Origin of the sequence: Pseudonocardia sp. ICBG1034 (genome assembly GCF_020131375.1) — a bacterium.
Lineage (GTDB): Bacteria > Actinomycetota > Actinomycetes > Mycobacteriales > Pseudonocardiaceae > Pseudonocardia > Pseudonocardia alni.
Genome location: NZ_JAHLEK010000021.1, coordinates 234,610 through 257,409, shown reverse-complemented (window position 1 = coordinate 257,409; position 22,800 = coordinate 234,610). Strand labels below are relative to the sequence as shown.

Here is a 22,800-nt window from a genome sequence, read left to right as displayed (position 1 = left end):
GAGCGGAACCGCTGGTCCGAACGACCCCGTGACTCCAGGAGGTGTCGGTGCTCGCCGTCGTGGCCGCCCATCTCGTCCTGGCGCTGTGCCTGCCCGCGCTCGCCCGGTACCACCGGCGGCTGGCGTTCGGCGCCGGCGCCGCCCTGCTCGCCGCCACCCTCGTGTGGGCGATGACGCAGGCCTCGACCGCACTCTCCGGCGGGGTGACCGACCGTGTCGAGTGGGCGCCCGAGCTGGGGCTGACGCTGAGCCTGCGGATGGACGCGCTCGCGATCGCGATGATCGTGCTCGTCTCCGGCGTCGGAGCGCTGATCATGATCTACGCGGCCTGGTACTTCGGACCGCGCTCCACCGATGCGGCCCGCTCCGCGGCGTTGCTCGTCGCCTTCGCCGGGATGATGCTCGGCCTGGTCCTGGCCGACGACCTGCTGACCCTCTACGTGTTCTGGGAGCTGACGTCGCTGACGTCGTTCCTGCTCGTCGGGCAGGGCGGCCAGTACCGGGAGAACCGCCGCGCCGCGGTCCAGGCGCTCGTCGTGACCGTGTTCGGCGGGCTGGCGATGCTGCTCGGGATCGTGCTGCTGGGCCAGCTGGCCGGCACGTACTCGATCCCGGAGATCACCGCGGCCGCGACCTCCGGCACGCTCGCCCCCGACAGCCCGGTCGCGCTGTCGGTGTCGCTGATGCTGATCCTGCTGGGCGCGCTGACCAAGTCCGCGCAGCTGCCGTTCCACCCCTGGCTCCCCTACGCGATGGCCGCCCCGACGCCGATCTCGGCGTACCTGCACGCAGCGTCGATGGTGAAGGCCGGGGTCGTGCTCGTCGCGCGGCTCGGGCCCGCGTTCTCGGTGCACCCCGTGTGGTGGGCGCCGGTCATGGTGCTCGGCCTCGCGACGATGGTGCTGGGCGGCTGGCGCGCGATGCGCCAGACCGACCTCAAGCGGCTGCTGGCCTTCGGCACCGTCTCCCAGCTCGGGTTCCTCATGGTGCTGTTCGGGTCCGGCTCGCGGGTGGCCGGGCTCGCCGGCATCGCGATGCTGCTGGCGCACGGCCTGTTCAAGGCGCCGCTGTTCATGGTGGTCGGGGCGATCGACAAGGCCTGCGGCACCCGTGACCTGCGGGAGCTGTGCGGTCTCGGGCGCCGCCGGCGCGGGCTGGCCGTCGTCGCCACGCTCGCCGGGCTGTCGATGGCGGGCCTGCCGCCGATGCTCGGCTTCGTCGGCAAGGAGGCCGCGTTCGAGGCGTTCGTGCTCGAGGGCGGCGTCCGCGGCTGGATCGCGGCGACCGGACTGGTCGCGGGCTCGCTGCTGACCGTCGCCTACACCGCACGGTTCCTGTGGGGCGCGTTCTCGACCAAGGGGCTGCACCCCACCGGCGGCGACCCGGTCCCGCTCGGCCTGTCCGGCCCGGCGTGGCTGTGCGCGCTGACCGGGATCGCGGCCGGGTTCGCCGCACCGCTGGTCCAGCAGCTCGCCGCCTCCTACGCCGCGTCGCTGCCCCCGCTCGGCGACGCCTACGCCGCCCGCTACGAGCTGGCCCTGTGGCACACCCCCGGGCTGCCGCTGCTGTTCACCGGCGTCGCACTGGCCGGCGGGCTCCTCCTGCACCGCTACGGACAGACCCTGACCGGGCACCTCTCGGTGCCGCACGTGTCCGCCCAGCGGGGGTACGAGGCCGTCGTGACCGGGCTGGAGCGCTCGGCGATCACGGTCACCGGCCGGCTGCAGATCGGCTCGCTGCCGGTCTACCTCGGCTGCATCCTCGCGACACTGATCGCGCTGCCCGGCCCGGTCCTCGCCGTGACCGGCACGTTCCCGACCGACCAGGCGCCCTACCACTCGATCATGCAGGTCCCGGTCGGGCTGATGGTGATCGTCGCGGCGATCGCGCTGTGCCTGGCGCACCGGCGGTTCACCGCGGTGCTGCTGGTCGGCGCGGTCGGCTACGGCATCGGCGGCCTGTTCGTCATCGACGGTGCCCCCGACCTGGCGCTCGCCCAGTTCCTGGTCGAGACGCTCACCCTGGTGGCGTTCGTCTTCGTGCTGCGACGCCTGCCCGCCCACTTCGACGAGCCGGACAGCGAGCGCCGCGTCCGCGCCCCCAAGGCCGCGGTCGCCGCGGTCGGCGGCCTGCTCGTCGCGGGGATGGCCGTGGTGCTCTCCGGGGCCCGCACGCTGCCGCCCGCCACCACCGGGCCGTTCATCGCCGGCGCGCCGGAGGCCGGCGCGACCAACCTGATCAGCGCGATCCTGGTGGACTTCCGCGCGCTCGACACGGTCGGTGAGATCACCGTGCTGCTGATCTGTGCCGCCGGCACCGCGAGCCTGGTGCTCGCGACCCGTTACGACAAGAGGAAGGGCGGCACGGTCGTGCGCAGCGGCTCGGGATCGCCGAAGCACGAGCAGGAGGTGCTCGGATGACGGCCTCGCAGGAGAAGCCCGCACCCCCGCCGGGGGACGCCGAGAGCTGGGCCCGGATGGACCAGCCCAGCGGACGGTGGATGCTCCCCGGCGCCTGCCCGGACGTCCGCGAGCGGACCCTCGTGCTGGAGGCCGCGGCCCGGCTGCTGTTCCCCGTGGTGCTGGTGTTCTCGGTGTTCCTGCTGCTGGAGGGCCACTACGGCCCCGGCGGCGGGTTCTCCGGGGGCCTGGTCGCCGGGCTCGCGTTCGTGCTGCGCCACATCGCGGGCGGCGACGACAACCTGGGCTCCCGGTTCCGGATCCGCCCGCCCGTGCTGGTCGGCAGCGGGCTGATCGTCGCGGTGCTCACCGCACTGGCCCCGGTCGCCTGGGGCGACCCGGTGCTCGCCTCGGTCAAGTGGACGATCACCTTCGGCCCGTTCGGTTACCTCGACATCGTGAGCAGCCTGCTGCTCGACGTCGGCGTCTACCTGCTGATCATCGGCGTGGTGCTCGACCTGCTGCGCTCGCTCGGCTCCGGCATCGCCCGCGACGCCCGCGAGGCCGGCGAGGACGTCCCGGGCGGAGGTGGCCGCGGATGAACACCACGATCAACCTGAGCATGGCCATCGTGCTCGCGGTGCTGTACTCGGTCGGGTTCTACCTGCTGATGCAGCGTTCGCTGATGCGCATCCTGATCGGCATCGTGGTGCTCGGGCACGGCGCGAACCTGCTGCTGCAGGTCTCCGGCGGTCCGCCCGGCCGCGCCCCGATCCTCGACGCGGTGCTGCCCGAGCAGATCGCCGACCCGCTCCCGCAGGCGCTGGCGCTGACCGCCATCGTCATCACCTTCGCCCTGACCACGCTGCTGCTGGCCCTGGGCTACCGCTCGTGGGTGCTCGTCGGGCACGACGAGGTGCAGGACGACGTGGAGGACCGCCGCATCGCCGACCGGCAGAAGCCCAAGGGCGCGATGGAGGAGGGCACCGCGGACGAGACCGACGCCGAGCCCGAGGACACCGCCGACTCCCACGAGCTCGAGGAGGGCCGCAAGTGACCCCGCTGCAGGCCCTGGTCACGCTGCCGGTGCTGCTGCCCATGCTGGGCGCCGCGAGCAGTGTCGTCGTCAGCCGTCGCGCCTCGGCCCAGCGGGTCATCGGCGTGGTGACCCTGACGCTGGTGTGCGTCGTCGGCGCGGTGCTCCTGGTCGCCGCGGACACCTACGGGCCGGTCGTCGCCGAGCTCGGCGGCTGGCCCGCCCCGATGGGCATCGTGCTGGTCGCCGACCGGATGTCGGCGCTGCTGCTGCTCATCTCGTCGGTGGTGACGCTCGCGGTGCTCGTCTACGCGATCGACCAGCGGATCTCCGACTACGGCCGGGAGACCGCCAGCACCACCTTCCACCCGATCTTCCTGCTGCTGTCGACGGGGGTGTCGCTGGCCTACCTGACCGGCGACCTGTTCACCCTGTTCGTCGCGTTCGAGATCATGCTGGCGTCGAGCTACGTGCTCATCACCCGGCGGACGTCGGCGTCGCGGATCCGGTCCGGCATGACCTACGTGATCGTGTCGCTGACCTCGTCGCTGCTGTTCCTCACCGCGGTGGGACTCGTCTACGCCGCCACCGGCACGGTCAACCTGGCCGACCTCGCCGGGCGGATGGGTGCGCTGCCGGAGGGCCTGCGCGCGGTCCTGGCCCTGGTGCTGATCGTGGTGTTCGGCATCAAGGCGGCGATCGTGCCGCTGCACTTCTGGCTGCCCGACAGCTACCCGAACGCGCCCGCCCCGGTCACCGCGCTGTTCGCGGGCCTGCTCACCAAGGTCGGCATCTACGCGCTGCTGCGCACCCAGACGCTGGTGTTCCCGCAGGACAGCCCGTCGACGCTGCTGCTGGTGATCGCCGCGATCACGATGGTCGTCGGGGCGCTCGGCGCCGTCGCCCAGGACGACCTGAACCGGCTGCTGTCGTTCCTGCTGGTCAGCCACATCGGGTTCATGGTGTTCGGGCTCGCCCTGCACACCCCCGACGGCATCGCCGGGACCGGGCTCTACGTCGTCCACCACATCACGGTCCAGGCGACGTTGTTCCTGGTCAGCGGGCTCATCACCCGGCGGACCGGGACGGTGTCGATCTCCCAGATGGGTGGGCTGGCCCAGCGGGCGCCGCACCTGGCCGTGCTGTTCGCGATCCCCGCGATCACCCTCGCCGGGCTGCCACCCACCTCGGGGTTCGTCGCGAAGCTCGCGCTGCTGCAGGCCGGTGCGGGCGCGGGCCTCGCCGGGGAGCTGGTCGCCGCCGTCGTCGTGCTGGCGAGCCTGCTGACCCTGTACGCCGTCGCCCGGGTCTGGGTGCGGGTGTTCTGGGGCGCCCCCAAGGAGCCCCTCGCCGACGACGACCCGAACGACGAGCTCGTCGTCGGGACCGCGCGCAGCGCCCGCGGCATGTACGTCGGCGCGTCCGCGCTGGTCGTGGTCAGCGTCGCGATCGCGCTGTTCGCCGGCCCGCTGTCCGGGGTGACCGCCCGGGCCGGGGTGGACCTGCACGACCGGACCGGCTACACCGACGCCGTCCTCGGGCCGGGCGCCGACCCCGGCAGCGATGGGACCATCAGCGCCGGCGGACGGACCGGCGGCGTCGACGGGAACGCGACCGTGCGGACCGCGGCCGGCGAGACCCCGGAGGTGACCCCGTGAGCGAGCAGACCCCGAGCCGCGGTGGCGCGGGCACGGCCGACGGACCGGACCCGCGCGAGCTCGACGACGCCGAGACCTCCCCGGAGGCCGTCCGCGACCGCGAGATGGGCGCGGCCGAGGCGGGCGAGACACCCGAGGCCGACCGCACCCCCGCCCGGGTGCCCCCGCCGGTCCCGGACACCGTCGCCGAGCCGATGGGCGGCTCCGCCCGCGGCGGGAGCGTGCGCCGGCGGATCCCGCAGGTGCTGGCGCTCGCGCTGGTCTGGGTGCTGCTGTGGGGGAGCGTGTCCCCGGCCGCCATCGTCGGCGGGCTGCTCGTCGGCGCCGCGGTGACGACGATCTTCCCGCTGCCGCTGCTGCCCGAGCGGCTGCCGTTCCGCCCGTGGAAGCTGCTGCGGCTGCTGGCGTTCCTGGCATCGGACCTCGTCGTCTCCGGGATCCGGGTCAGCATGGTGACGCTGCGGCACGGGCCGCGCGCCCGGTCCGGGATCGTCGGGCTGCCGCTGTGCACCGGCTCGGACCGCACCGCGACGACGATCGTCGCGGCCTGCGCGCTGTCCCCGGGCAGCTTCACGCTGCAGATCGACCGGGCCCGGCACCGCTGGTACGTCTACGCACTCGGCCTGCACCGGCCCGGCGCCGTCGAACGGCTCCGCCGGGACATGATGCGGCTGCAGATGCGGGTCATCGACGCCGTCGGGAACCAGGAGGACCGGGACCGGTGCGCCGCCGCCGTCGCCGCGGTCACCGCCGAGGACGCGGGGAGGAACGACCGGTGACCGTCGTCCACACGCTGGTACTGATCATGCTGACCGCTGCGGCGGCGCTGACGATGTGGCGGCTCCTGAAGGGCCCCACCACGCTGGACCGCATCGCGGCCCTGGACGTGTTCGTCGTGCTCATCGTGGCCGCGGCCGCGGTGTACGCGGCGATCTACTCCGACGGGTCGAACATCCCGCTGCTGGCCGCGGTCGCGCTGATCGCGCTGGTCGGCTCGGCGACGGCGGCCCGCCTGGTCGAACGATGGGAGCGGCACCGCTGATGGGCGTGCACGACGTGCTCGACGTGGTCTCCGCCGCGCTGATGCTCGCCGGCGGGCTGTCCTGCCTGCTCGGCGCGCTCGGGTTGGTCCGGCTGCCGGACCTGCCCGCCCGGCTGCAGGCCACCACCAAGCCGCAGACCCTGGGGCTGCTGCTGATCCTGCTGGGCGTCGCGGTGAACCTGGAGTTCGAGAACTCCTCGACGCTGATCCTGGTCGTGCTGTTCCAGGTGCTGACGGCGCCGGTCATCTCCCAGGTGGTCGGTCGCTCGGCCTACCGCAGCGGCGCGATCGACCGGGACGCACTCGTCGTCGACGACCTGGGGGAGGACATCGACACCGACGCGCGCGCCCGGGAGGTGCGGACGGTTCAGCCGTCGTCGCCGCGGGAGCCCGCGGAGCCGGGGTCGTCCTCGCGCAGCGTCGACGGGGTCGACGGGGCACCGGAGCGGTAGGCGGCGTGCCCGATCGCGAAGCTCGCGATCGGGATCGTGAACAGCTGCAGCGCCACGGCGACGCCGAGGGTCAGCAGCACCCCGGGCTCGGGCACCAGGATCGCGACCCCGACGAGGATCGCGACGATCCCGAGCCCGGCGGCCTTGGTGACGGCGTTCGTGCGGTTGTAGACGTCGGGCAGGCGCACCATGCCGACCGCGCCCGCGGCGACCAGGAGCACCCCGGCGCCGAGCACGATCCCGCCGATCGCGTTCTGCACCGGTCCGCCGGCGAGCACGCTCACCGCTTCGCCCCCTTCTCCGCCCAGATCAGCCGGGCCACGGCGACCGTGGTCAGGAACCCGACCAGCGTCGCGACGACGACGAGGTCCAGCATCGCGGTGGACCCCAGCCGCAGCGCCAGCAACGCGATCAGCCCGACGACGACCACGAAGCCGTAGTCGACGGCCAGCCCGCGGTCGGCGTCGGTGGGCCCGGTCAGGACCCGCCCGACCGCGACGAGCAGGCCGAGCGCCAGGACGACGATCCCGGCATCCAGCAACAGGGTGCTCACGGGGTCTCCTCCGGATCGCGGTCGACCACGCCCGGGGCGGGGCGGCGCAGGAACGCCAGCAACCGGTCCTCCATCTCGTGCACGCTCGCCCGCAGCTGCTCGGGGTCCGAGGCGTGCATGCCGTGCACGAGCAGCTCCGGGCTGCGCGAGCCGGTGGTCAGGTTCAGGGCGAGGGTGCCGGGGGTCAGGCTGAGCAGGCTCATGATCGACGCGATCTCGATCATGCTCCGCGACCGCAGCCGGACCCGGACCACCGCCGGGTCGATGCCGTGCCCGGGGGTGAGGACCTCGCGGAGCACGACGGCGTTGGCGCGGAAGAACTCGCCGGTGAACCACAGCAGGAACCCCACCGCGGCGCGCGGGCGCCCGCCCCGGCCGGGTGCGCGTCGGCGGGTCGTCACGGCGCCCCCACCGCCCCGACGTAGGCGGCGGTGTCGGCGAGACCCTGCCCGGCGACCGACGAGAGCGCCAGCAGCGGCTCCGCCCACAGCCCGAGCAGCAGCGACAGCGCCCCCAGCACCAGCGCCGGGGCCACCGCGCGGACCGGGACCCGCAGTGCGACCACGGTGCCCGCACCGCCCCCGGGGTCCGGCTCGGGGGCGTCGCCGCCCCAGAACGCGCCGTTCCAGATCTTGAGCATCGACAGCAGGGTGAACACGCTGACCCCGACCGCGACGAGCGCGGCGGTGACCATGCCCGCGTCGACCGCGCCGAGCACCAGGGCGAGCTTCGCGACGAACCCGGACAGCGGCGGGATCCCGGCCAGGCTCAGCGCCGACACCGCGAACGCGACCGCGGTCGCGGGATTGCGGGCGGCGAGCCCGCCGAGCCGGGACAGCGTGTCGGTGCCGACGTACTGCTCGACCGCACCGGCGACCATCAGCAGCGCCGCCTTGACCAGCACGTACTGCACCAGGAAGTAGATCGCCGCGGCCAGCCCGGCCGGGGTCCAGATCGCCAGGCCGAGCACGATGTAGCCGATCTGGCTGACCATGTGGAAGGTCAGGATCTGGCGCATCCCGCCGGCGCCGACCGCGCCGAGCACCCCGACGACCATCGTCAGCAGCGCCGCCACCAGCACGATCGGCAGGAAGCGCGGGTCGCCGTCGTAGACGGTCGCGTAGATCCGGAACAGCGCGTACACGCCGACCTTGGTCAGCAGCCCGGAGAACAGCACGGTGACCGCGGCCGGCGCGGCGGTGTAGGCCCGCGGCAGCCAGTTGTGCAGCGGCACCAGCGCGGCCTTCACCGACAGCGCCAGCAGGATCACCGCGGCCGCCGCGGCCAGCGCCGGGTCGGTCACGGCGCGCCCGGCGAGGTCGCCGAGCTGCACGGTCCCGGCGACGCCGTAGACCAGGCCGAGCCCGGCGAGGAACACCGTCGAGGCCAGCAGGTTCACCGTCAGGTACAGCCGTGACGCCGCGATCCGCTCCGGGCCCCGGCCGGTCGCGATGAGCACGTAGCTGGGGACGAGCATCACCTCGACGAACACGAACAGGCTGAACAGGTCCGCGGTGAGGTAGGCACCGTGCACCCCGGCGAGCAGCAGCAGCGACTGCGGCAGGAACGCACGGTCGGTGTCGGACCCGGTGACCGCGGCGAAGGCCAGGCAGGCGATCCCCAGCACCCCGGTGACGGTCAGCATGATCGTGCCGAACGCGTCGGCGGCCAGCGGGATCGCGATGCCGGCCGGCCAGTTCCCGAGCCGCTGCACGATCACCGCGCCGTCCGCGGTGGCGGCCAGCAGGACCGCGGACACCGCCGTCGACGCGGCGAGGGCGGTGAACGCGACGATCCGCCGCGCCGTCATCGGCAGCAGGAACGGCCCGCCCCCGCCCGGCGGGCGCGCGGTGAGCAGGACCAGCAGGCCCGCCGCGGCGAGCGGAACCAGGATCGGCGCGACGACGAGCGCCTCGAGGCCGGTCACCGGGGGTCCCCGCCCTCGTCCTCGTCGCCGGCCTTGAGCAGGGCCAGCAGGTACACCGTGATCGCGAACGCGATCACGATCGCGGTGAGCACGAACGCCTGCGGCAGCGGGTCGGCCATCTGCGCCCGGTCCTGCTGCCCCAGCAGCGCGGGCTCGCGGGTCGCCATCCCGCCCGCGGAGATGATCAGGACGTTCACGCCGTGCCCGAGCAGCACGAACCCGAGCACCGTGCGCAGCAGCTCGCGCTGCAGGACCAGGTACACCCCGCCCGCGACGAGCACGGCGACGACGACCGCGGCCGTCACCGCGAGCTCCCCAGCAGGGAGCCGGTGCGGGCGCGCCCGCCGATCCGGTCGGTCGCGGCCACGATCAGCCCCACCACCATCAGGTAGATCCCCAGGTCGAACACGAACGACGACAACAGCACCCCGCCGGGCAGGTACACCGGCGTCAGGAACGGCAGCCCCAGCGGGTACACCGCGATCCCGGTGAGCAGGCTCAGCAGGAGCCCGGACCCGACCAGCGGTTCGGGCCGCAGGCGCAGCGCCCACGCGTCGCCGCGGTGGGCGAGGCGCAGGAACACGATCGCGACGCCCCCGACCAGCGACGAGATGAACCCGCCGCCGGGCTCGTCGTGGCCGCGCCAGAGCAGGAACAGTGACATGACGAGCATCAGCGGGGCCAGCACACGGCTGGCGACCCGCATGACGATCGTGTCGGCCGGGCCGTCGGTGGCGACCCGTCGGCGGGTGCTGCCCTCCGCGCCGGCCTCACCGCGCCGGATCAGCACCAGGAGCCCCAGTGCCGCCGCCCCGACCACGACGGCCTCGCCGAAGGTGTCCATGCCGCGGAAGTCGACGAGGATCGTGTTGACCACGTTCGTCCCGCCGGTGGCGGCCTCCGCGGTGTCCAGCAGGTACCCGCCGACCGGCGACGGCCCGCGGCGCCCGGTCAGCACGTAGGTGGCCGCCCCCAGCGACAGGCCCGCGGCCAGCGCGGCCACCGCGGCCGGGGCGCGCCGCCACCGCGCCGGGCGGTGCAGCCGGACCGCGCGCCCGCGCAGCACGAGCACCGCGACGACGGTGGTCAGCACCTCGACCAGCAGCAGCGTCATCGCGACGTCCGGGGCGCCGGCGAGCAGCAGCCACAGCGCCGTCGCCAGCCCGCCGAAGCCGGTCAGCGCCAGCGCCGCGGTGACCGAGCGGGTCGTCACGGCCCCGGCGACCGTGGCCAGCACGAGCACGACGACCACCCAGTCCAGTGGCCGGCCGACCGGTGCGGGGAACGGCGGCAGCGCGGGCAGGGCCACCCCGGCGGCGACGGCGAGCACCGGCAGCGCCAGCACCGGGCGGGCCAGGACGGCGGCGGGGGAGGGGTCGGTGTCGGGGCGCCCCACCCGGGCGCCGAGGGCGAGCACCCCGGCCCGGATCCGGTCGAAGACCGCGGCGCCGTCGGGGACCGGGAGGCGCTCCAGCGCCCGGTCGACCCGGTCGCGCCAGTGGAACAGCGCGTAGCCGCCGGCGACGGTGAGCACCGACAGCACCAGTGCGGTGCCGAAGCCGGGCCAGAGCACGAACGTGACCGGCTCCGAGCCCGGGTCCAGGTCGCGGGCGGCCCGGTCGGTCAGCGGGTTGAGCACCCGCACGGCGGGCCCGAGGACCAGCCCGAGCAGGGCGGCGACGGCGGCGGGGGCGAGGAACGCCCACGACGGCTCGTACAGGCCGGGCTGGCTGAGCCTGCCGCCGAACGCACCGTGCACGATCCGGGCGGAGTAGGCGAAGGTCAGCGCCGACGCCACGACCGCGACGGCGGCGGCCACCGGCCCGGCGCCGGGCGCGAAGTCGGCCTCGAGGAAGCCCTCGTAGAGGTTCTCCTTGGACACGAACCCGAGCAGTGGCGGCACCCCCGCCATCGACAGCGCGGCGACCCCGGTCAGCGCCGCGGTGACCGGCATGACCTTCCGCAGGCCGCCGAGCTCGCGCACGTCGCGGCTGCCCGCCTCCTTGTCGATGATCCCGACCAGCATGAACAGGGTCGCCTTGAACAGGGCGTGGGCGAAGGTGTGCAGCACCGCCGCGGACAGCGCGTAGGACGTGCCGACGCCGATCGCGGCGGTGAGCAGGCCCAGCTGGCTCACCGTGGAGTGCGCGAGCACCGCCTTCAGGTCGTGCTCGCGCAGCGCCAGCACCGCGCCGACGACGGCCGTCGCCAGCCCGAGCGGGACGAGCACCGCCGACCAGGCCACCGACGGCACGTAGACCGGGGTGAACCGCATCAGCAGGTAGATGCCGGCCTTCACCATCGTCGCGGCGTGCAGGTAGGCGCTGATCGGGGTCATCGCGACCATCGCGCCGGGCAGCCAGAACGTGAACGGCAGCTGCGCGGACTTCGTCGCCGCGGCCAGGATCAGCAGCGCCCCCGCGGGCAGGGCCAGGGGGCTGGTGAGCACCGCGCCCGGGTCGGCGAGGACCACGTCGAGGCTGGTGCTCCCGGCCGCGACGCCGATCATCACCACCGCGCCGAGCAGGGCGAACCCACCCATCGCCGTCACGACGAGTGCACGACCCGCGGGCAGCGCCGCCGCCGGCCCGGCGGTGTTGACGAGCAGGAACGACAGGACGGTGGTGAGCTCCCAGAACACGTAGAGCAGCACCAGGTCGTTCGCGGTGACCAGACCGATCATGGCGGCGGCGAACCCGGTGAGCAGTCCGTAGACGGTGCCGATCGGGTAGTACGACTCCAGGTAGCGCGGGCAGTAGGCCATCACCAGCGCGCCGACGCCCAGCACGATCGTCACGAACAGCAGCGACAGGCCGTCCATCCGCAGACCGAAGGAGATGCCCAGCGACGGCATCCAGGACACGCCCGCGGTGAGGACCTGCCCGCGGACGACGTCACCGGCGGCGGTGTTCGCGTACACGGCCAGTGCGGCGAGGCCCGCAGCCAGCGGATAGCCCGCGTTGCGGCCGAGCAGCCGCGCGAGCACCGGGGCGAGCAGCGCCAGCGCGACCGCCCCGCCCAGTGTGACCAGGGGGATCACCGGGCAGCGCCTCCGTCCGGGGGGCCGGGGGTGCCGGGCACCCTGATCATGACTCGGGAGCTTCTACCCGTTCGACGGGGTTTCCACACCGACGTCTCCGGTCACCCCGGTCGGTTGCGCCGCGCACGTCTCCGCGGGTGGGTGGGCCCCCGGCGTGGCGGCCCGCGGGCGCTTCGTACTCTCGCGGTGTGCCTCTGTACGCGCTCGGTGACGCCGAACCGGACATCCACCCGACCGCCTACGTCCATCCGGACGCCGTCGTGATCGGCAACGTGACGCTGGGCCCGGAGTCCACCGTCTGGCCCACCGCGGTGCTGCGCGGCGACGACGGCCGGATCGAGGTCGGTGCCCGCACCAGCATCCAGGACGGGTCGATCATCCACACCACCCTGGAGCAGCCGACGATCATCGGGGACGAGGTGACCGTCGGGCACAACGTGCACATCGAGGCGGCCACCATCGGCGACCGGGCGCTCATCTCGTCGGGCTCGGTGGTGCTGAACGGCTCGACGATCGGCGAGGGTGCGATCGTCGCCGCCGGCGCGGTGGTGTCGCCGAAGGCCGACGTGCCCGCGTACCGGATGGCGCTGGGCGTGCCCGCCCGCGTCCGCGACGGCTACGAGGTGCCCGCCGACCGCTGGCGGCACTCCGTGGAGTCCTACGTCGACCGGGGCCGCCGCTTCGCGTCGCAGCTGCGCCGGCTGGAGGGCTGATGGCCAAGCCGCTGAACGAGGTCGTCGAGGCCGGGTGGGCCCAGGCACTGGAACCGGTCGCCGAGACGATCACCGCGATGGGCGAGTTCCTGCGCGCCGAGATCGCCGCTGGCCGCCGCTACCTGCCCGCCGGGGCGAACGTGCTGCGCGCGTTCCAGCAGCCCTTCGACGAGGTCCGGGTGCTGCTCGTCGGACAGGACCCGTACCCGACCCCGGGCCACGCGGTCGGGCTGTCGTTCTCCGTCGCCCCCGAGACCCGCCCGCTGCCGCGCTCGCTGCAGAACATCTTCCGCGAGTACGCCGAGGACCTCGGGCACCCGGCGCCCACCTCGGGCGACCTGACCCCGTGGACCGAGCAGGGCGTGCTGCTGCTCAACCGGTGCCTGACCGTCGCCCCCGGGGAGCCGGCCTCGCACCGCAACAAGGGCTGGGAGGAGGTCACCGAGCAGGCGATCCGCGCCCTGGTGGCCCGCGACGCCGAGCCGATGGTCGCGATCCTCTGGGGCCGCGACGCCCGCAACCTCGCCCCGCTGCTGGAGGACGTGCCGACGATCGAGTCGGCCCACCCGTCGCCGATGTCGGCCGACCGCGGCTTCTTCGGGTCGCGGCCCTTCAGCCGGGCCAACGACCTGCTGGAGGAGATCGGCGGGGAACCCGTCGACTGGAAGCTGCCCTAGGCTGGACCGGGTGGACGACCCGGGGGACATGCGCATATCGGACGCCGACCGCGAGGCGGCGGCCCGCCGGCTGCACGACGCGGTCGGCGAGGGCCGCATCACGTTGAGCGAGCTGGAGGAACGGCTCGACGCGGTCTACGCCGCGCGCGTCGCCCGGGACCTGCAGCCGCCGCTGGCGGACCTGCCGGGCGGGCTGCCGCCGTCGGTCACCGCGCTCGCGCCCGTCCCCGCGCGTCCGCCCGCGCCGTCGGAGCGGGTGCGGCTGACGACCGCGGCGGGGACGATCAAGCGCACCGGGGACTGGCAGGTGCCGGCGGCGCTGCACCTGTCGTCGTCGATGGGGACCATCCACCTCGACCTGTCCGAGGTGCGGTCGCTGCCGCCGCGGATCGACGTCGAGGTCGCACTCGGGATGGGCGAGGTCGTGCTGGTCCTGCCCGAGGGCGGCACCGCCGACGTCGACGGCACGAAGGCGTCCTGGGGCGAGGTGAAGACCCGGGTGCCCGCGACGCCCGGGGCGGCCGGGCCGCACCTCGTGGTGCACGGCAAGGTCGGCATGGGGTCGGTCACCGTGCGGGGGGCACGCCGCGGCTGGTGGCGGTCCGTGGTCGGCTGATCCGGCCCCGGGAACGACGAAGGCCCGGTCCCCAGGGGACCGGGCCTCGATCGTGGTTCGGGTCTCGCGCACTCAGACGCGGGTCACCTTGCCCGCCTTCAGGCAGGAGGTGCAGGCGTTGATCCGACGGCGGTTGCCGCCGTTGATCGCGGCGCGCACCGTCTGGATGTTGGGGTTCCAGCGGCGGTGGGTGCGGCGGTGCGAGTGCGAGACGGACATGCCGAAGCCCGGACCCTTGCCACAGACGTCGCAGACGGCAGCCACGTCGGACACTCCTCGGGTTGACGAACAGATTCACGAACAGATTCTCGGCACGGACGTGCCGAGGCTCGGCCTTCAATTCTAGCCACGCCCGTGTCGTGACCGGCGCGCGGGGCCGTCCCGCGGCACCGGGGGCCTCCGCGCACCTAGTGTGGGGCCCGTGGCCTCGCCGTTCGACCCCGCGCTGCTGCGCCGCTGGATCGACGCCGCCGCCGAGCGGCTCACCGCAGGCCGGGCCGAGATCGACCGCATCAACGTCTTCCCGGTCGCCGACCACGACACCGGGTCGAACCTGCTGCTGACCGCCCGTGCGGCGGCCTCGGCCCCGCTGGACGGGGACTCCCCGGCCGCCGACGCCCCCGCCGCGGACCCCGCCGCCGAGGACGTCCGGCCGGTGCGCGCCGCGGCGGCCCTGGCCGCGGCCGCGGTGCGCGGGGCCCGCGGGAACTCCGGCCTGATCCTGTCCCAGCTGTTCCGGGGCCTGGCCGAGGAGCTGGAGGCCGCGGCCGCACGACGGCCGAACACCCCGGCCGGTGAGCTGCTCGCCGGGGCGCTGCGGCGGGCAGCGGCGCTGGCGGCCGTCGCGGTGTCCGCGCCGCGCCCGGGGACCGCGCTCACCGTGCTCGACGCCGCCGCCGCGGCCGTGGCGGCGCGGGTGGCGGCCGGGGCGGCCACCGGACCGTCCTCCGCCGGTGCGGAGCTCACCCGGGTCACCGACCTGCCCGACCCGTCCGGCGGCACCGACCCGCCCGGCCGCGCCGACCTCGACGGCGGGGGCCTCGACACGACCGGTGCGCTCGCCGAGGCCGCCCGGGTGGCCGCGGACGCGGCCCGGGCCGCACTGGCCCGGGCCACCGGGCGCCCGCCCGAGCTGGTGCGGGCCGGGGTCGTCGACGCGGGCGGGCTGGGCCTGGTCGTCGTGCTGGACGCGCTGGTCGCCGCGGCGGGCGGTGATCCGGGGCCGCCGCCGTCGTCGCGGATGGGGACGCCCGGCCCGGCCTCGGCGGTCACCGCCGACGGCGAGCTCGTGCCGTGGGTGCCCCAGCCGGTCTACGAGGTCACCTACTGGCTGCCCGGTCCCGACCCGGCCGCGCTGGAGACGCTGCGTGCCCGGCTCGCCGGGCTCGGGGACTCGGTCGGCCTCGCCGGGGACGGCGGCGGCGGGGTGATGGTGCACGTGCACACCACCGAGGCCGGGCCCGCGGTCGAGGCGGGGCTGGCGGTCGGGCGGCCGTCGGGGATCCGGATCGAGGCGCTGCCGCCGGCGCCGCCGACCCGGGACCGCGCGGTCCTGCTGATGATCGAGAGCAGCGGGGCCGGGGCGCTGGCCCGGGCCGCGGGCGGGAACGTGCTGGTCGCCGACCCGGACCCGACCGTCGACGAGGTCCTGGCCGCGATCCGCGCGACCGGCGCCGAGCACGTCGTGGTGCTGCCGTGCGCGACGCACCGGCGCACGGTCACCGAGACCGCGGCCGAGCGGGTGCGGTTCGAGGGCATCGACGTGGTGGTGATCCCGGCGAGCTCGGTGCTGCAGGGCCTGGCCGCGCTCGCGGTGCACGACCCGGCCCGCCGTGCCCCGGACGACGTCGTCGCGATGGCCGAGGCCGCGGCCGCCACCCGGACCGGTGGGCTGGCCGTCGCCGAGGCCGAGGCGCTCACCTGGGCCGGTCCCTGCCGCCCGGGGGAGATCCTCGGGATCTCCGACGGCGAGGTCGTGCTGATCGCCCCGGATCTCGCTGTCGGTGCCCTGTGGTTGGCTCACCGCATGCTCACTCCGGGTGGGGAGCTGGTGACCGTGCTGCTCGGCGCGGCCGCCCCCGACGAGCTCGGGGAGCGGTTCGCCGAGGACCTGCGCCGCACCCACCCGGAGGTCGACGTCGTGGTGCACCGGGGGGAGCAGGGCGACTACCCGCTGGTGCTGGGAGTGGAGTAGATGGACGACGGGTTCGACCTCGACAGCAGGCTCGACGGGCCGCTCGGGCGCAAGGCCGCCGACGCGCTGGCCCCGCTCGGGCTGGAGACCGTCGGGGACCTGCTGCGGCACTACCCGCGGCGCTACGTCGACCGCGGCCGGCTCACCGAGATCGCCGGGCTGGTCGCGGGCGAGCACGTCACCGTCGTCGCGGCGGTGGCGCGTGCCGAGCTGCGGGAGATGCGCAACCGGCGCGGGAAGATGCTCAAGGCCGTCATCCGGGACGAGAAGGGCGGCGAGCTCGACGCCACCTTCTTCAACGGCTGGAAGCTGCAGGGCTTCATCAAGCAGGGCGTCGTCGGCGTGTTCTCCGGCAAGGTCGGGGTGTTCAACAACCGGCTGCAGCTGACCCACCCGCAGTTCGAGGAGATCGAGGAGAGCGACTCGCTGCGCCCGTTCCTGTCGGTCTACCCGGCGAACGCGAAGGTGACCTCGCAGGCCATCGCACGCTCGGTGCGCCAGGTCCTGGAGCAGATCGACGACCCGACCGACCCGCTGCCCGAGTCGCTGCGCGAGCGGGAGAAGCTGCCCGAGCTGGGGCGGGCGCTGCGGCGCATCCACGTGCCGGAGACCGAGGCCGACCTGTTCGCCGCCCGGCACCGCCTGGTGTGGGACGAGGCGCTCGGTGTGCAGCTGGCGCTCGCGCTCCGGCGGGAGGCCGCCGTCGCGCGGCCGGCCCCGGTGTGCCCGCGCCGCGACGACGGCCTGCTCGCCGCGTTCGACGCGGACCTGCCGTTCCCGCTGACCGAGGGCCAGCAGGAGGTCGGCGAGCAGATCGCCGCGGACCTCGCCCGCGAGTACCCGATGAACCGCCTCGTGCAGGGCGACGTCGGCGCGGGCAAGACGATCGTCGCGCTGCGGGCGATGCTGCAGGCCGTCGACGCGGGCACCCAGGCCGCGATGCTGGCTCCCACCGAGGTCCTCGCCGCCCAGCACGCCCGCTCGCTGCGCGCGATGCTCGGCGCACTCGGCCGCGGTGGCGAGCTCGGCGCGGGGGAGGACGCGACCGCGGTGACGCTGCTGACCGGGTCGATGGGGGCGAAGGTCAAGCGGCAGGCGCTGCTCGACGCGCAGTCCGGGGCGGCGGGGATCGTCGTCGGGACCCACGCGCTGATCCAGGACACCGTCGGGTTCGCCGAGCTGGGGCTGGTCGTGGTCGACGAGCAGCACCGGTTCGGGGTGGAGCAGCGCGACGCGCTGCGCGCCCGCGGGAGCGCGGCCCCGCACATGCTGGTCATGACGGCGACGCCGATCCCGCGCACCGTGGCCATGACCGTCTACGGGGACCTGGCGGTGTCCGAGCTGAAGGGGTTGCCGAAGGGCCGCTCCCCGGTCGCGACGACGGTCGTGCCGCTGGCCGAGCACCCGTCGTGGATCGAGCGGGTGTGGCAGCGGATCCGCGAGGAGGTCGAGGCGGGCCACCAGTGCTACGTCGTGTGCCCCCGGGTCGGCGGGACGGAGAAGGAGGACGCCGAGGAGCCCCCGCCGGACGACGACGGCGGCGAGGAGCGGCGCGCCCCGCTCGCGGTGCTCGACATCGCCCCGCTGATCGAGGAGAAGCTGGCCGGGCTGCGGGTCGGGATCCTGCACGGCAAGCTCCCGCCGGAGGAGAAGGACACCGTGATGCGGGCCTTCGAACGCGCCGAGCTCGACGTGCTCGTCGCGACCACGGTGATCGAGGTCGGCGTCGACGTACCGAACGCGACCGGGATCGTGCTGCTCGACGCGGACCGCTTCGGCCTGTCCCAGCTGCACCAGCTGCGCGGCCGGGTCGGCCGCGGGAGCGCACCCGGCCTGTGCCTGCTGGTCACCGACATGCCCGCGGCGACCGCCGCCCGCGAACGGCTCGACGCGATCGCCGGAACCACCGACGGCTTCGAGCTGGCCCGCCTCGACCTGGAGCTGCGCCGTGAGGGCGACGTGCTCGGGTCGAGCCAGTCCGGCTCCCGCTCGGGGCTCAAGCTGCTGTCGCTGCTGCGCCACGGCGAGGTGATCGAGAAGGCCCAGGTGTACGCCCGGCACCTGGTCGCGGAGGACCCGGGCCTGGCCGGCCATCCGCGGCTGCGGGACCTGGTGGGGGAGACCCTCGGCGACGAGGAGCGGGCCGCCTACCTGGACAAGTCCTGACCGGTCACGGCCCGGGGAGCTCGCCCCGGGCCGCGGCGTCCAGCCGGGCGCGGGCCGGGCGGGGCAGGTGTACCCGCCCGGACCGTTCCAGCCGGTCCAGCTCGACGCGGGCGCGGCCGTAGGCGGCGAGCCGCTCGGGTTCGGAGTCGGAGTCCCGCGCGGTGGTCAGCAGCTTCACCACCCGCTCGACGGTGCGCCGTTCCTCGGGGTCCAGCCCGGCGAGCCGGATCCGGTCGGCGGCGTCGACCGCGGCGGTCCAGGCGCGGCGGGCGGCGTCGACGGCGCGCACGTGGGTCCCGGCGTGCGGCTCGCCCGGGTAGCCGTCGGTGTCCAGCGCCTGGGCCTCGGCGAACGCGTCGACGAACCGGGCGGTGGACGCCACCGTGGTGTCCGACAGCGCGGGGCGGCGCAGCACGGCCAGCGGGTCCGCCTCGTGCGCGGCGAACTCCGCGCGCAGCCGCTGGAACTCCGCCCGCGCGCGTCGCCACGCCTGCTCCGCGGCAACGGCCCCGGACGACAGCACGGGACGTGCGGCCGGTTCCGGGGCGGGGCCGGGTCCGGGGCCGCGGTCGGCGCGCAGCCGCCGGTAGGCGCCGATCACGGCCATCGCCAGCAGCGCGAACGACAGCAACTGGAACACCACGGCCACCACGCCACCGCCTCCCCGCCGCGCCGGCCGACGGAGCCGGTACCCGCCCCACGGTGCCCGAGATGTCCGGATCGCGCCACGCACCGGCCCCGCGACGGCACGTCGTGCCACGCCACGGGGCACCACCGGCACGCCGGGACCGGGCGACGTCCCGCTGTGTGGGCACCCTGTCCCGAGCAGTGGTCGGGACCCGGCCGGTCGTGTCAGGATCACGCGTCCGTCGCGCGGGAACCCCCGCCGCCACGGGCGTCGTCGCCGATCGTGATGAGGAGAACGATGTTCCGCAAGGTGCTGGTGGCCAACCGGGGCGAGATCGCCATCCGGGCGTTCCGGGCCGCGTTCGAACTGGGTGTCTCGACGGTGGCGGTGTTCCCGTACGAGGACCGTAACTCGCTGCACCGCGCGAAGGCCGACGAGTCCTACCAGATCGGGGAGCCGGGGCACCCGGTCCGCGCCTACCTGTCGGTGGAGGAGGTCATCCGGGCGGCGAAGAAGGCCGGCGCGGACGCGGTCTACCCCGGCTACGGCTTCATGTCGGAGAACCCCGATCTGGCCCGCGCCTGCGCCGAGGAGGGCATCACCTTCGTCGGGCCGCCGACGGAGGTCCTGCACCTGACGGGCAACAAGTTCCGCGCCGTCGCCGCAGCCCGGGAGGCGGGCGTGCCGGTACTGGAGTCCTCCGAGCCGTCCTCGGACGTCGAGGAGCTGCTCGCGGCGGCCGAGAACATCGACTTCCCGATCTTCGTCAAGGCGGTCGCCGGGGGTGGCGGACGCGGGATGCGCCGGGTCACCGAGCCCGGCGACCTGCGTGACGCGATCGAGGCCGCGAGCCGTGAGGCGGAGTCCGCGTTCGGCGACGGCACCGTCTTCCTGGAGCAGGCCGTGGTCAACCCGCGGCACATCGAGGTCCAGATCCTGGCCGACGCCGACGGCAACGTCGTGCACCTGTTCGAGCGCGACTGCTCGGTGCAGCGCCGCCACCAGAAGGTCGTCGAGATCGCCCCGGCCCCGAACCTGGACCCGGAGCTGCGGGACCGGATCTGCGCCGACGCGGTGAACTTCGCGCGGAAGATCGGCTACGTCAACGCGGGGACCGTGGAGTTCCTGCTCGACGAGCGCGGCAAGCACCACTTCATCGAGATGAACCCGCGCATCCAGGTCGAGCACACCGTCACCGAGCAGGTGACCGACCGCGACCTGGTCATCGCCCAGCTGCGGATCGCCTCGGGCATGACGCTGCCGCAGCTGCGGCTGACCCAGGACGACATCACCCTCACCGGTGCGGCGATGCAGACCCGCATCACCACCGAGGACCCGGCCAACGAGTTCCGGCCCGACGTCGGCACGCTGTCGGTCTACCGCTCCCCGGGCGGCCCGGGCGTGCGCCTGGACGGCGGCACCGTGCACGTCGGCGCCGAGGTCTCCGCGCACTTCGACTCGATGCTGGTCAAGCTGACCTGTCACGGTCACGACTTCGCCAACGCAGCCCGGCGTGCCCGTCGCGCGCTGGCCGAGTTCCGGATCCGTGGCGTGGCGACGAACCTGCCGTTCCTCGCCGCCGTGCTGGAGGACGAGGACTTCAAGCAGGGCCGGGTCACCACCAGCTTCATCGAGGAGCGCCCGCACCTGCTCAAGGCCCGTCCGTCGGCCGACCGCGGCTCGCGCATCCTGCAGTACCTGGGCGAGGTCACGGTCAACAAGCCGAACGGCGACCGGCCGCTGGTCGTGGAGCCGGTCGACAAGCTGCCCGCCGACGTCGACCTGGAGACGCCCGCGCCGGACGGCTCGGCGCAGCTGCTGCGCGAGCTCGGGCCCGAGGGCTTCGCGCGCCGGCTGCGTGAACAGACCGCGGTCGCGGTCACCGACACGACGTTCCGCGACGCCCACCAGTCGCTGCTGGCGACCCGGATCCGGACCCGGGACCTGGTCGCGGTCGCGCCCTACGTCGCGCGGACCATGCCCGAGCTGCTGTCGCTGGAGTGCTGGGGCGGCGCGACCTACGACGTCGCGCTGCGCTTCCTGGCCGAGGACCCGTGGGACCGGCTCGCCGCGCTCAAGGCCGCGGCGCCGAACATCTGCACCCAGATGCTGCTGCGCGGGCGCAACACCGTCGGTTACACGCCCTACCCGACGGAGGTGACCGACGCCTTCGTGCAGGAGGCGGCGGACACCGGCATGGACATCTTCCGGATCTTCGACGCCCTCAACGACGTCTCCCAGATGCGCCCGGCCATCGACGCCGTCCGGAACACCGGGACGGCGCTGGCCGAGGTCGCGCTCTGCTACACCGCCGACCTGTCCGACCCGGGCGAGAAGCTCTACACCCTGGACTACTACCTGCGTCTGGCCGAGGAGATCGTCGACGCGGGCGCGCACGTCCTGGCCATCAAGGACATGGCCGGCCTGCTGCGCCCGCCCGCGGCGAAGAAGCTGGTCACGGCGCTGCGGGAGCGGTTCGACCTCCCCGTGCACCTGCACACCCACGACACCGCGGGCGGGCAGCTCGCGACGCTGGTCGCGGCGATCGACGCCGGGGTCGACGCCGTCGACGGCGCGGTCGCCTCGATGGCCGGCACCACCAGCCAGCCGTCGCTGTCGGCGCTGGTCGCGGCCACCGACCACACCGACCGCGCGACCGGGCTGAGCCTGACGGCGGTCGGGGACATGGAGCCGTACTGGGAGGCGGTGCGGAAGGTCTACGCGCCGTTCGAGTCCGGCCTCGCCTCGCCGACCGGGCGGGTCTACCACCACGAGATCCCCGGCGGTCAGCTGTCGAACCTGCGCCAGCAGGCGATCGCGCTCGGGCTGGGCGACCGGTTCGAGCTGATCGAGGACTGCTACGCCGCGGCGGACCGGATGCTGGGCAGGCTGGTGAAGGTGACGCCGTCGTCGAAGGTCGTCGGTGACCTGGCCCTGCACCTGGTCGGGGCCGGGGTGGACGCCGCGGACTTCGAGAAGGACCCGGCGGGCTTCGACATCCCGGACTCGGTGATCGGATTCCTGCGCGGTGAGCTGGGCTCGCCGCCCGCGGGCTGGCCGGAGCCGTTCCGGACCCGCGCGCTGGAGGGCCGCAGCCCCGAGGCGGAGAAGGCCGAGCTGTCCATCGAGGACCGTCGCGGGCTGCGTGACGAGCGTCGCCGCACGCTGAACCGGCTGCTGTTCCCCGGCCCGACCAAGGACTTCGACAATCACCGCGAGCAGTACGGCAACACCGCGGTGCTGTCGTCGAAGGACTTCTTCTACGGGCTGGAGGAGGACCTCGAGCACACCGTGGACCTGGAGCCCGGCGTCACCCTGATCATCGAGCTGGAGGCCGTCTCCGAGCCCGACGAGCGCGGCTACCGCACCCTGCTGACCACGCTCAACGGGCAGCTGCGCCCGGTGGCGGTGCGCGACGAGTCGGTCGCGACCGAGGTCAAGGCCGCGGAGAAGGCGGACAAGGGGAACGACGCGCACGTCGCGGCCCCGTTCGCCGGGGTCGTGACGCTGCAGGTCGACGAGGGCGACACCGTCGACGACGGCCAGACCGTCGCCACCATCGAGGCCATGAAGATGGAGGCGTCGATCACCGCGCACCGCGCCGGAACCGTGAAGCGGCTCGCGATCGGGCAGGTCACCCAGGTCGAGGGCGGGGACCTGCTGGTCGAGCTGGACTGAGCCGCACGGCACGATGGAGCG

21 protein-coding genes are annotated in these 22,800 nt (G+C 74.3%); 13 read left to right on the top strand and 8 right to left on the bottom strand.

Features of this window, described 5'->3' with window-relative positions:
* Positions 1-47 precede the first annotated feature (47 nt).
* From mbhE (KPF22_RS22815) to mnhG (KPF22_RS22785), 7 genes are read left to right on the top strand one after another with little or no spacing between them, the layout of a single operon-like run.
* Positions 48-2,420, top strand: a complete 2,373-nt coding sequence (gene mbhE, locus KPF22_RS22815) for a hydrogen gas-evolving membrane-bound hydrogenase subunit E (protein WP_224403232.1) — start codon at positions 48-50, stop codon at positions 2,418-2,420.
* Positions 2,417-3,001 carry an MnhB domain-containing protein gene (locus KPF22_RS22810; protein WP_208821083.1) on the top strand — a complete coding sequence of 195 codons (585 nt, stop codon included), beginning with the start codon at positions 2,417-2,419 and terminating at the stop codon, positions 2,999-3,001. Before mbhE (KPF22_RS22815) ends, KPF22_RS22810 begins: the two co-directional genes overlap by 4 nt.
* Positions 2,998-3,456: a Na(+)/H(+) antiporter subunit C gene (locus tag KPF22_RS22805; RefSeq protein ID WP_020622059.1), complete on the top strand. Its 459-nt coding sequence runs from the start codon at positions 2,998-3,000 to the stop codon at positions 3,454-3,456. The genes KPF22_RS22810 and KPF22_RS22805 overlap by 4 nt, the downstream gene beginning before the upstream one ends.
* Before the next feature lie 5 nt (positions 3,457-3,461).
* Positions 3,462-5,093, top strand: a complete 1,632-nt coding sequence (locus KPF22_RS22800; protein WP_208821153.1) for a Na+/H+ antiporter subunit D — start codon at positions 3,462-3,464, stop codon at positions 5,091-5,093.
* Entirely contained in the window at positions 5,090-5,872 is a 783-nt protein-coding gene (locus KPF22_RS22795) for a Na+/H+ antiporter subunit E (RefSeq protein WP_224403231.1), read from the top strand. The genes KPF22_RS22800 and KPF22_RS22795 overlap by 4 nt, the downstream gene beginning before the upstream one ends.
* Entirely contained in the window at positions 5,869-6,135 is a 267-nt protein-coding gene (locus KPF22_RS22790) for a monovalent cation/H+ antiporter complex subunit F (protein WP_062400930.1), read from the top strand. Before KPF22_RS22795 ends, KPF22_RS22790 begins: the two co-directional genes overlap by 4 nt.
* Entirely contained in the window at positions 6,117-6,587 is a 471-nt protein-coding gene (gene mnhG / locus KPF22_RS22785) for a monovalent cation/H(+) antiporter subunit G (RefSeq protein ID WP_308010453.1), read from the top strand. Before KPF22_RS22790 ends, mnhG (KPF22_RS22785) begins: the two co-directional genes overlap by 19 nt.
* On the opposite strand, the gene mnhG (KPF22_RS22780) is transcribed toward mnhG (KPF22_RS22785), so the two are convergent.
* The 6 genes from mnhG (KPF22_RS22780) to mbhE (KPF22_RS22755) are packed head-to-tail and all read right to left on the bottom strand — an operon-like array spanning position 6,503 to position 12,107.
* Complete coding sequence (mnhG, locus tag KPF22_RS22780) at positions 6,503-6,871, bottom strand: monovalent cation/H(+) antiporter subunit G (RefSeq protein WP_208821087.1); 369 nt, start codon at positions 6,869-6,871, stop codon at positions 6,503-6,505. The two genes, mnhG (KPF22_RS22785) and mnhG (KPF22_RS22780), sit on opposite strands and share 85 nt — an antisense overlap.
* On the bottom strand, positions 6,868-7,140 hold the full coding sequence (locus KPF22_RS22775; protein ID WP_224403230.1) for a monovalent cation/H+ antiporter complex subunit F: 273 nt from the start codon (positions 7,138-7,140) through the stop codon (positions 6,868-6,870). Before KPF22_RS22775 ends, mnhG (KPF22_RS22780) begins: the two co-directional genes overlap by 4 nt.
* Positions 7,137-7,628 (bottom strand): Na+/H+ antiporter subunit E, encoded by a 492-nt coding sequence (locus tag KPF22_RS22770; RefSeq protein WP_208821089.1) that lies wholly within the window; start codon positions 7,626-7,628, stop codon positions 7,137-7,139. The genes KPF22_RS22775 and KPF22_RS22770 overlap by 4 nt, the downstream gene beginning before the upstream one ends.
* The gene (locus KPF22_RS22765) at positions 7,538-9,067 is read right to left on the bottom strand and encodes a monovalent cation/H+ antiporter subunit D family protein (protein WP_208821091.1); all 1,530 of its coding nucleotides are present in this window, start codon (positions 9,065-9,067) and stop codon (positions 7,538-7,540) included. Before KPF22_RS22765 ends, KPF22_RS22770 begins: the two co-directional genes overlap by 91 nt.
* Complete coding sequence (locus KPF22_RS22760; protein ID WP_062400935.1) at positions 9,064-9,372, bottom strand: sodium:proton antiporter; 309 nt, start codon at positions 9,370-9,372, stop codon at positions 9,064-9,066. Before KPF22_RS22760 ends, KPF22_RS22765 begins: the two co-directional genes overlap by 4 nt.
* Entirely contained in the window at positions 9,369-12,107 is a 2,739-nt protein-coding gene (mbhE, locus tag KPF22_RS22755; RefSeq protein WP_224403229.1) for a hydrogen gas-evolving membrane-bound hydrogenase subunit E, read from the bottom strand. Before mbhE (KPF22_RS22755) ends, KPF22_RS22760 begins: the two co-directional genes overlap by 4 nt.
* Before the next feature lie 188 nt (positions 12,108-12,295).
* Between mbhE (KPF22_RS22755) and KPF22_RS22750 the strand changes: the two genes are divergently transcribed.
* The 3 genes from KPF22_RS22750 to KPF22_RS22740 are packed head-to-tail and all read left to right on the top strand — an operon-like array spanning position 12,296 to position 14,113.
* Positions 12,296-12,820 carry a gamma carbonic anhydrase family protein gene (locus KPF22_RS22750; RefSeq protein ID WP_208821095.1) on the top strand — a complete coding sequence of 175 codons (525 nt, stop codon included), beginning with the start codon at positions 12,296-12,298 and terminating at the stop codon, positions 12,818-12,820.
* Positions 12,817-13,497 carry a uracil-DNA glycosylase gene (locus KPF22_RS22745; RefSeq protein WP_062400939.1) on the top strand — a complete coding sequence of 227 codons (681 nt, stop codon included), beginning with the start codon at positions 12,817-12,819 and terminating at the stop codon, positions 13,495-13,497. The genes KPF22_RS22750 and KPF22_RS22745 overlap by 4 nt, the downstream gene beginning before the upstream one ends.
* 10 nt (positions 13,498-13,507) lie before the next feature.
* Entirely contained in the window at positions 13,508-14,113 is a 606-nt protein-coding gene (locus KPF22_RS22740; RefSeq protein WP_224403228.1) for a DUF1707 domain-containing protein, read from the top strand.
* A 72-nt stretch (positions 14,114-14,185) separates the two neighbouring features.
* Here KPF22_RS22740 and rpmB read toward each other — a convergent pair whose 3' ends face one another.
* Complete coding sequence (rpmB, locus tag KPF22_RS22735) at positions 14,186-14,377, bottom strand: 50S ribosomal protein L28 (protein ID WP_020627372.1); 192 nt, start codon at positions 14,375-14,377, stop codon at positions 14,186-14,188.
* Between the two features lie 157 nt (positions 14,378-14,534).
* Here rpmB and KPF22_RS22730 point away from each other — a divergent pair, with 157 nt between their 5' ends.
* Together KPF22_RS22730 and recG are read left to right on the top strand one after the other, a co-directional pair.
* Positions 14,535-16,307, top strand: coding sequence for a DAK2 domain-containing protein (locus KPF22_RS22730; RefSeq protein ID WP_224403227.1), 1,773 nt, complete (start codon positions 14,535-14,537; stop codon positions 16,305-16,307).
* Complete coding sequence (gene recG / locus KPF22_RS22725; protein WP_224403226.1) at positions 16,308-18,473, top strand: ATP-dependent DNA helicase RecG; 2,166 nt, start codon at positions 16,308-16,310, stop codon at positions 18,471-18,473.
* 4 nt (positions 18,474-18,477) lie between these two features.
* On the opposite strand, the gene KPF22_RS22720 is transcribed toward recG, so the two are convergent.
* The gene (locus KPF22_RS22720; RefSeq protein WP_224403225.1) at positions 18,478-19,125 is read right to left on the bottom strand and encodes a hypothetical protein; all 648 of its coding nucleotides are present in this window, start codon (positions 19,123-19,125) and stop codon (positions 18,478-18,480) included.
* 273 nt (positions 19,126-19,398) lie between these two features.
* Here KPF22_RS22720 and KPF22_RS22715 point away from each other — a divergent pair, with 273 nt between their 5' ends.
* Complete coding sequence (locus KPF22_RS22715) at positions 19,399-22,779, top strand: pyruvate carboxylase (RefSeq protein WP_224403224.1); 3,381 nt, start codon at positions 19,399-19,401, stop codon at positions 22,777-22,779.
* Positions 22,780-22,800 lie beyond the last annotated feature (21 nt).

Coding starts and splice junctions, on each gene's coding strand:
- KPF22_RS22810 (WP_208821083.1), top strand. CDS start 2,417: ATGACGGCCTCGCAGGAGAAGCCCGCACCCCCGCCGGGGGACGCCGAG.
- KPF22_RS22805 (WP_020622059.1), top strand. CDS start 2,998: ATGAACACCACGATCAACCTGAGCATGGCCATCGTGCTCGCGGTGCTG.
- mnhG (WP_308010453.1), top strand. CDS start 6,117: ATGGGAGCGGCACCGCTGATGGGCGTGCACGACGTGCTCGACGTGGTC.
- recG (WP_224403226.1), top strand. CDS start 16,308: ATGGACGACGGGTTCGACCTCGACAGCAGGCTCGACGGGCCGCTCGGG.
- KPF22_RS22715 (WP_224403224.1), top strand. CDS start 19,399: ATGTTCCGCAAGGTGCTGGTGGCCAACCGGGGCGAGATCGCCATCCGG.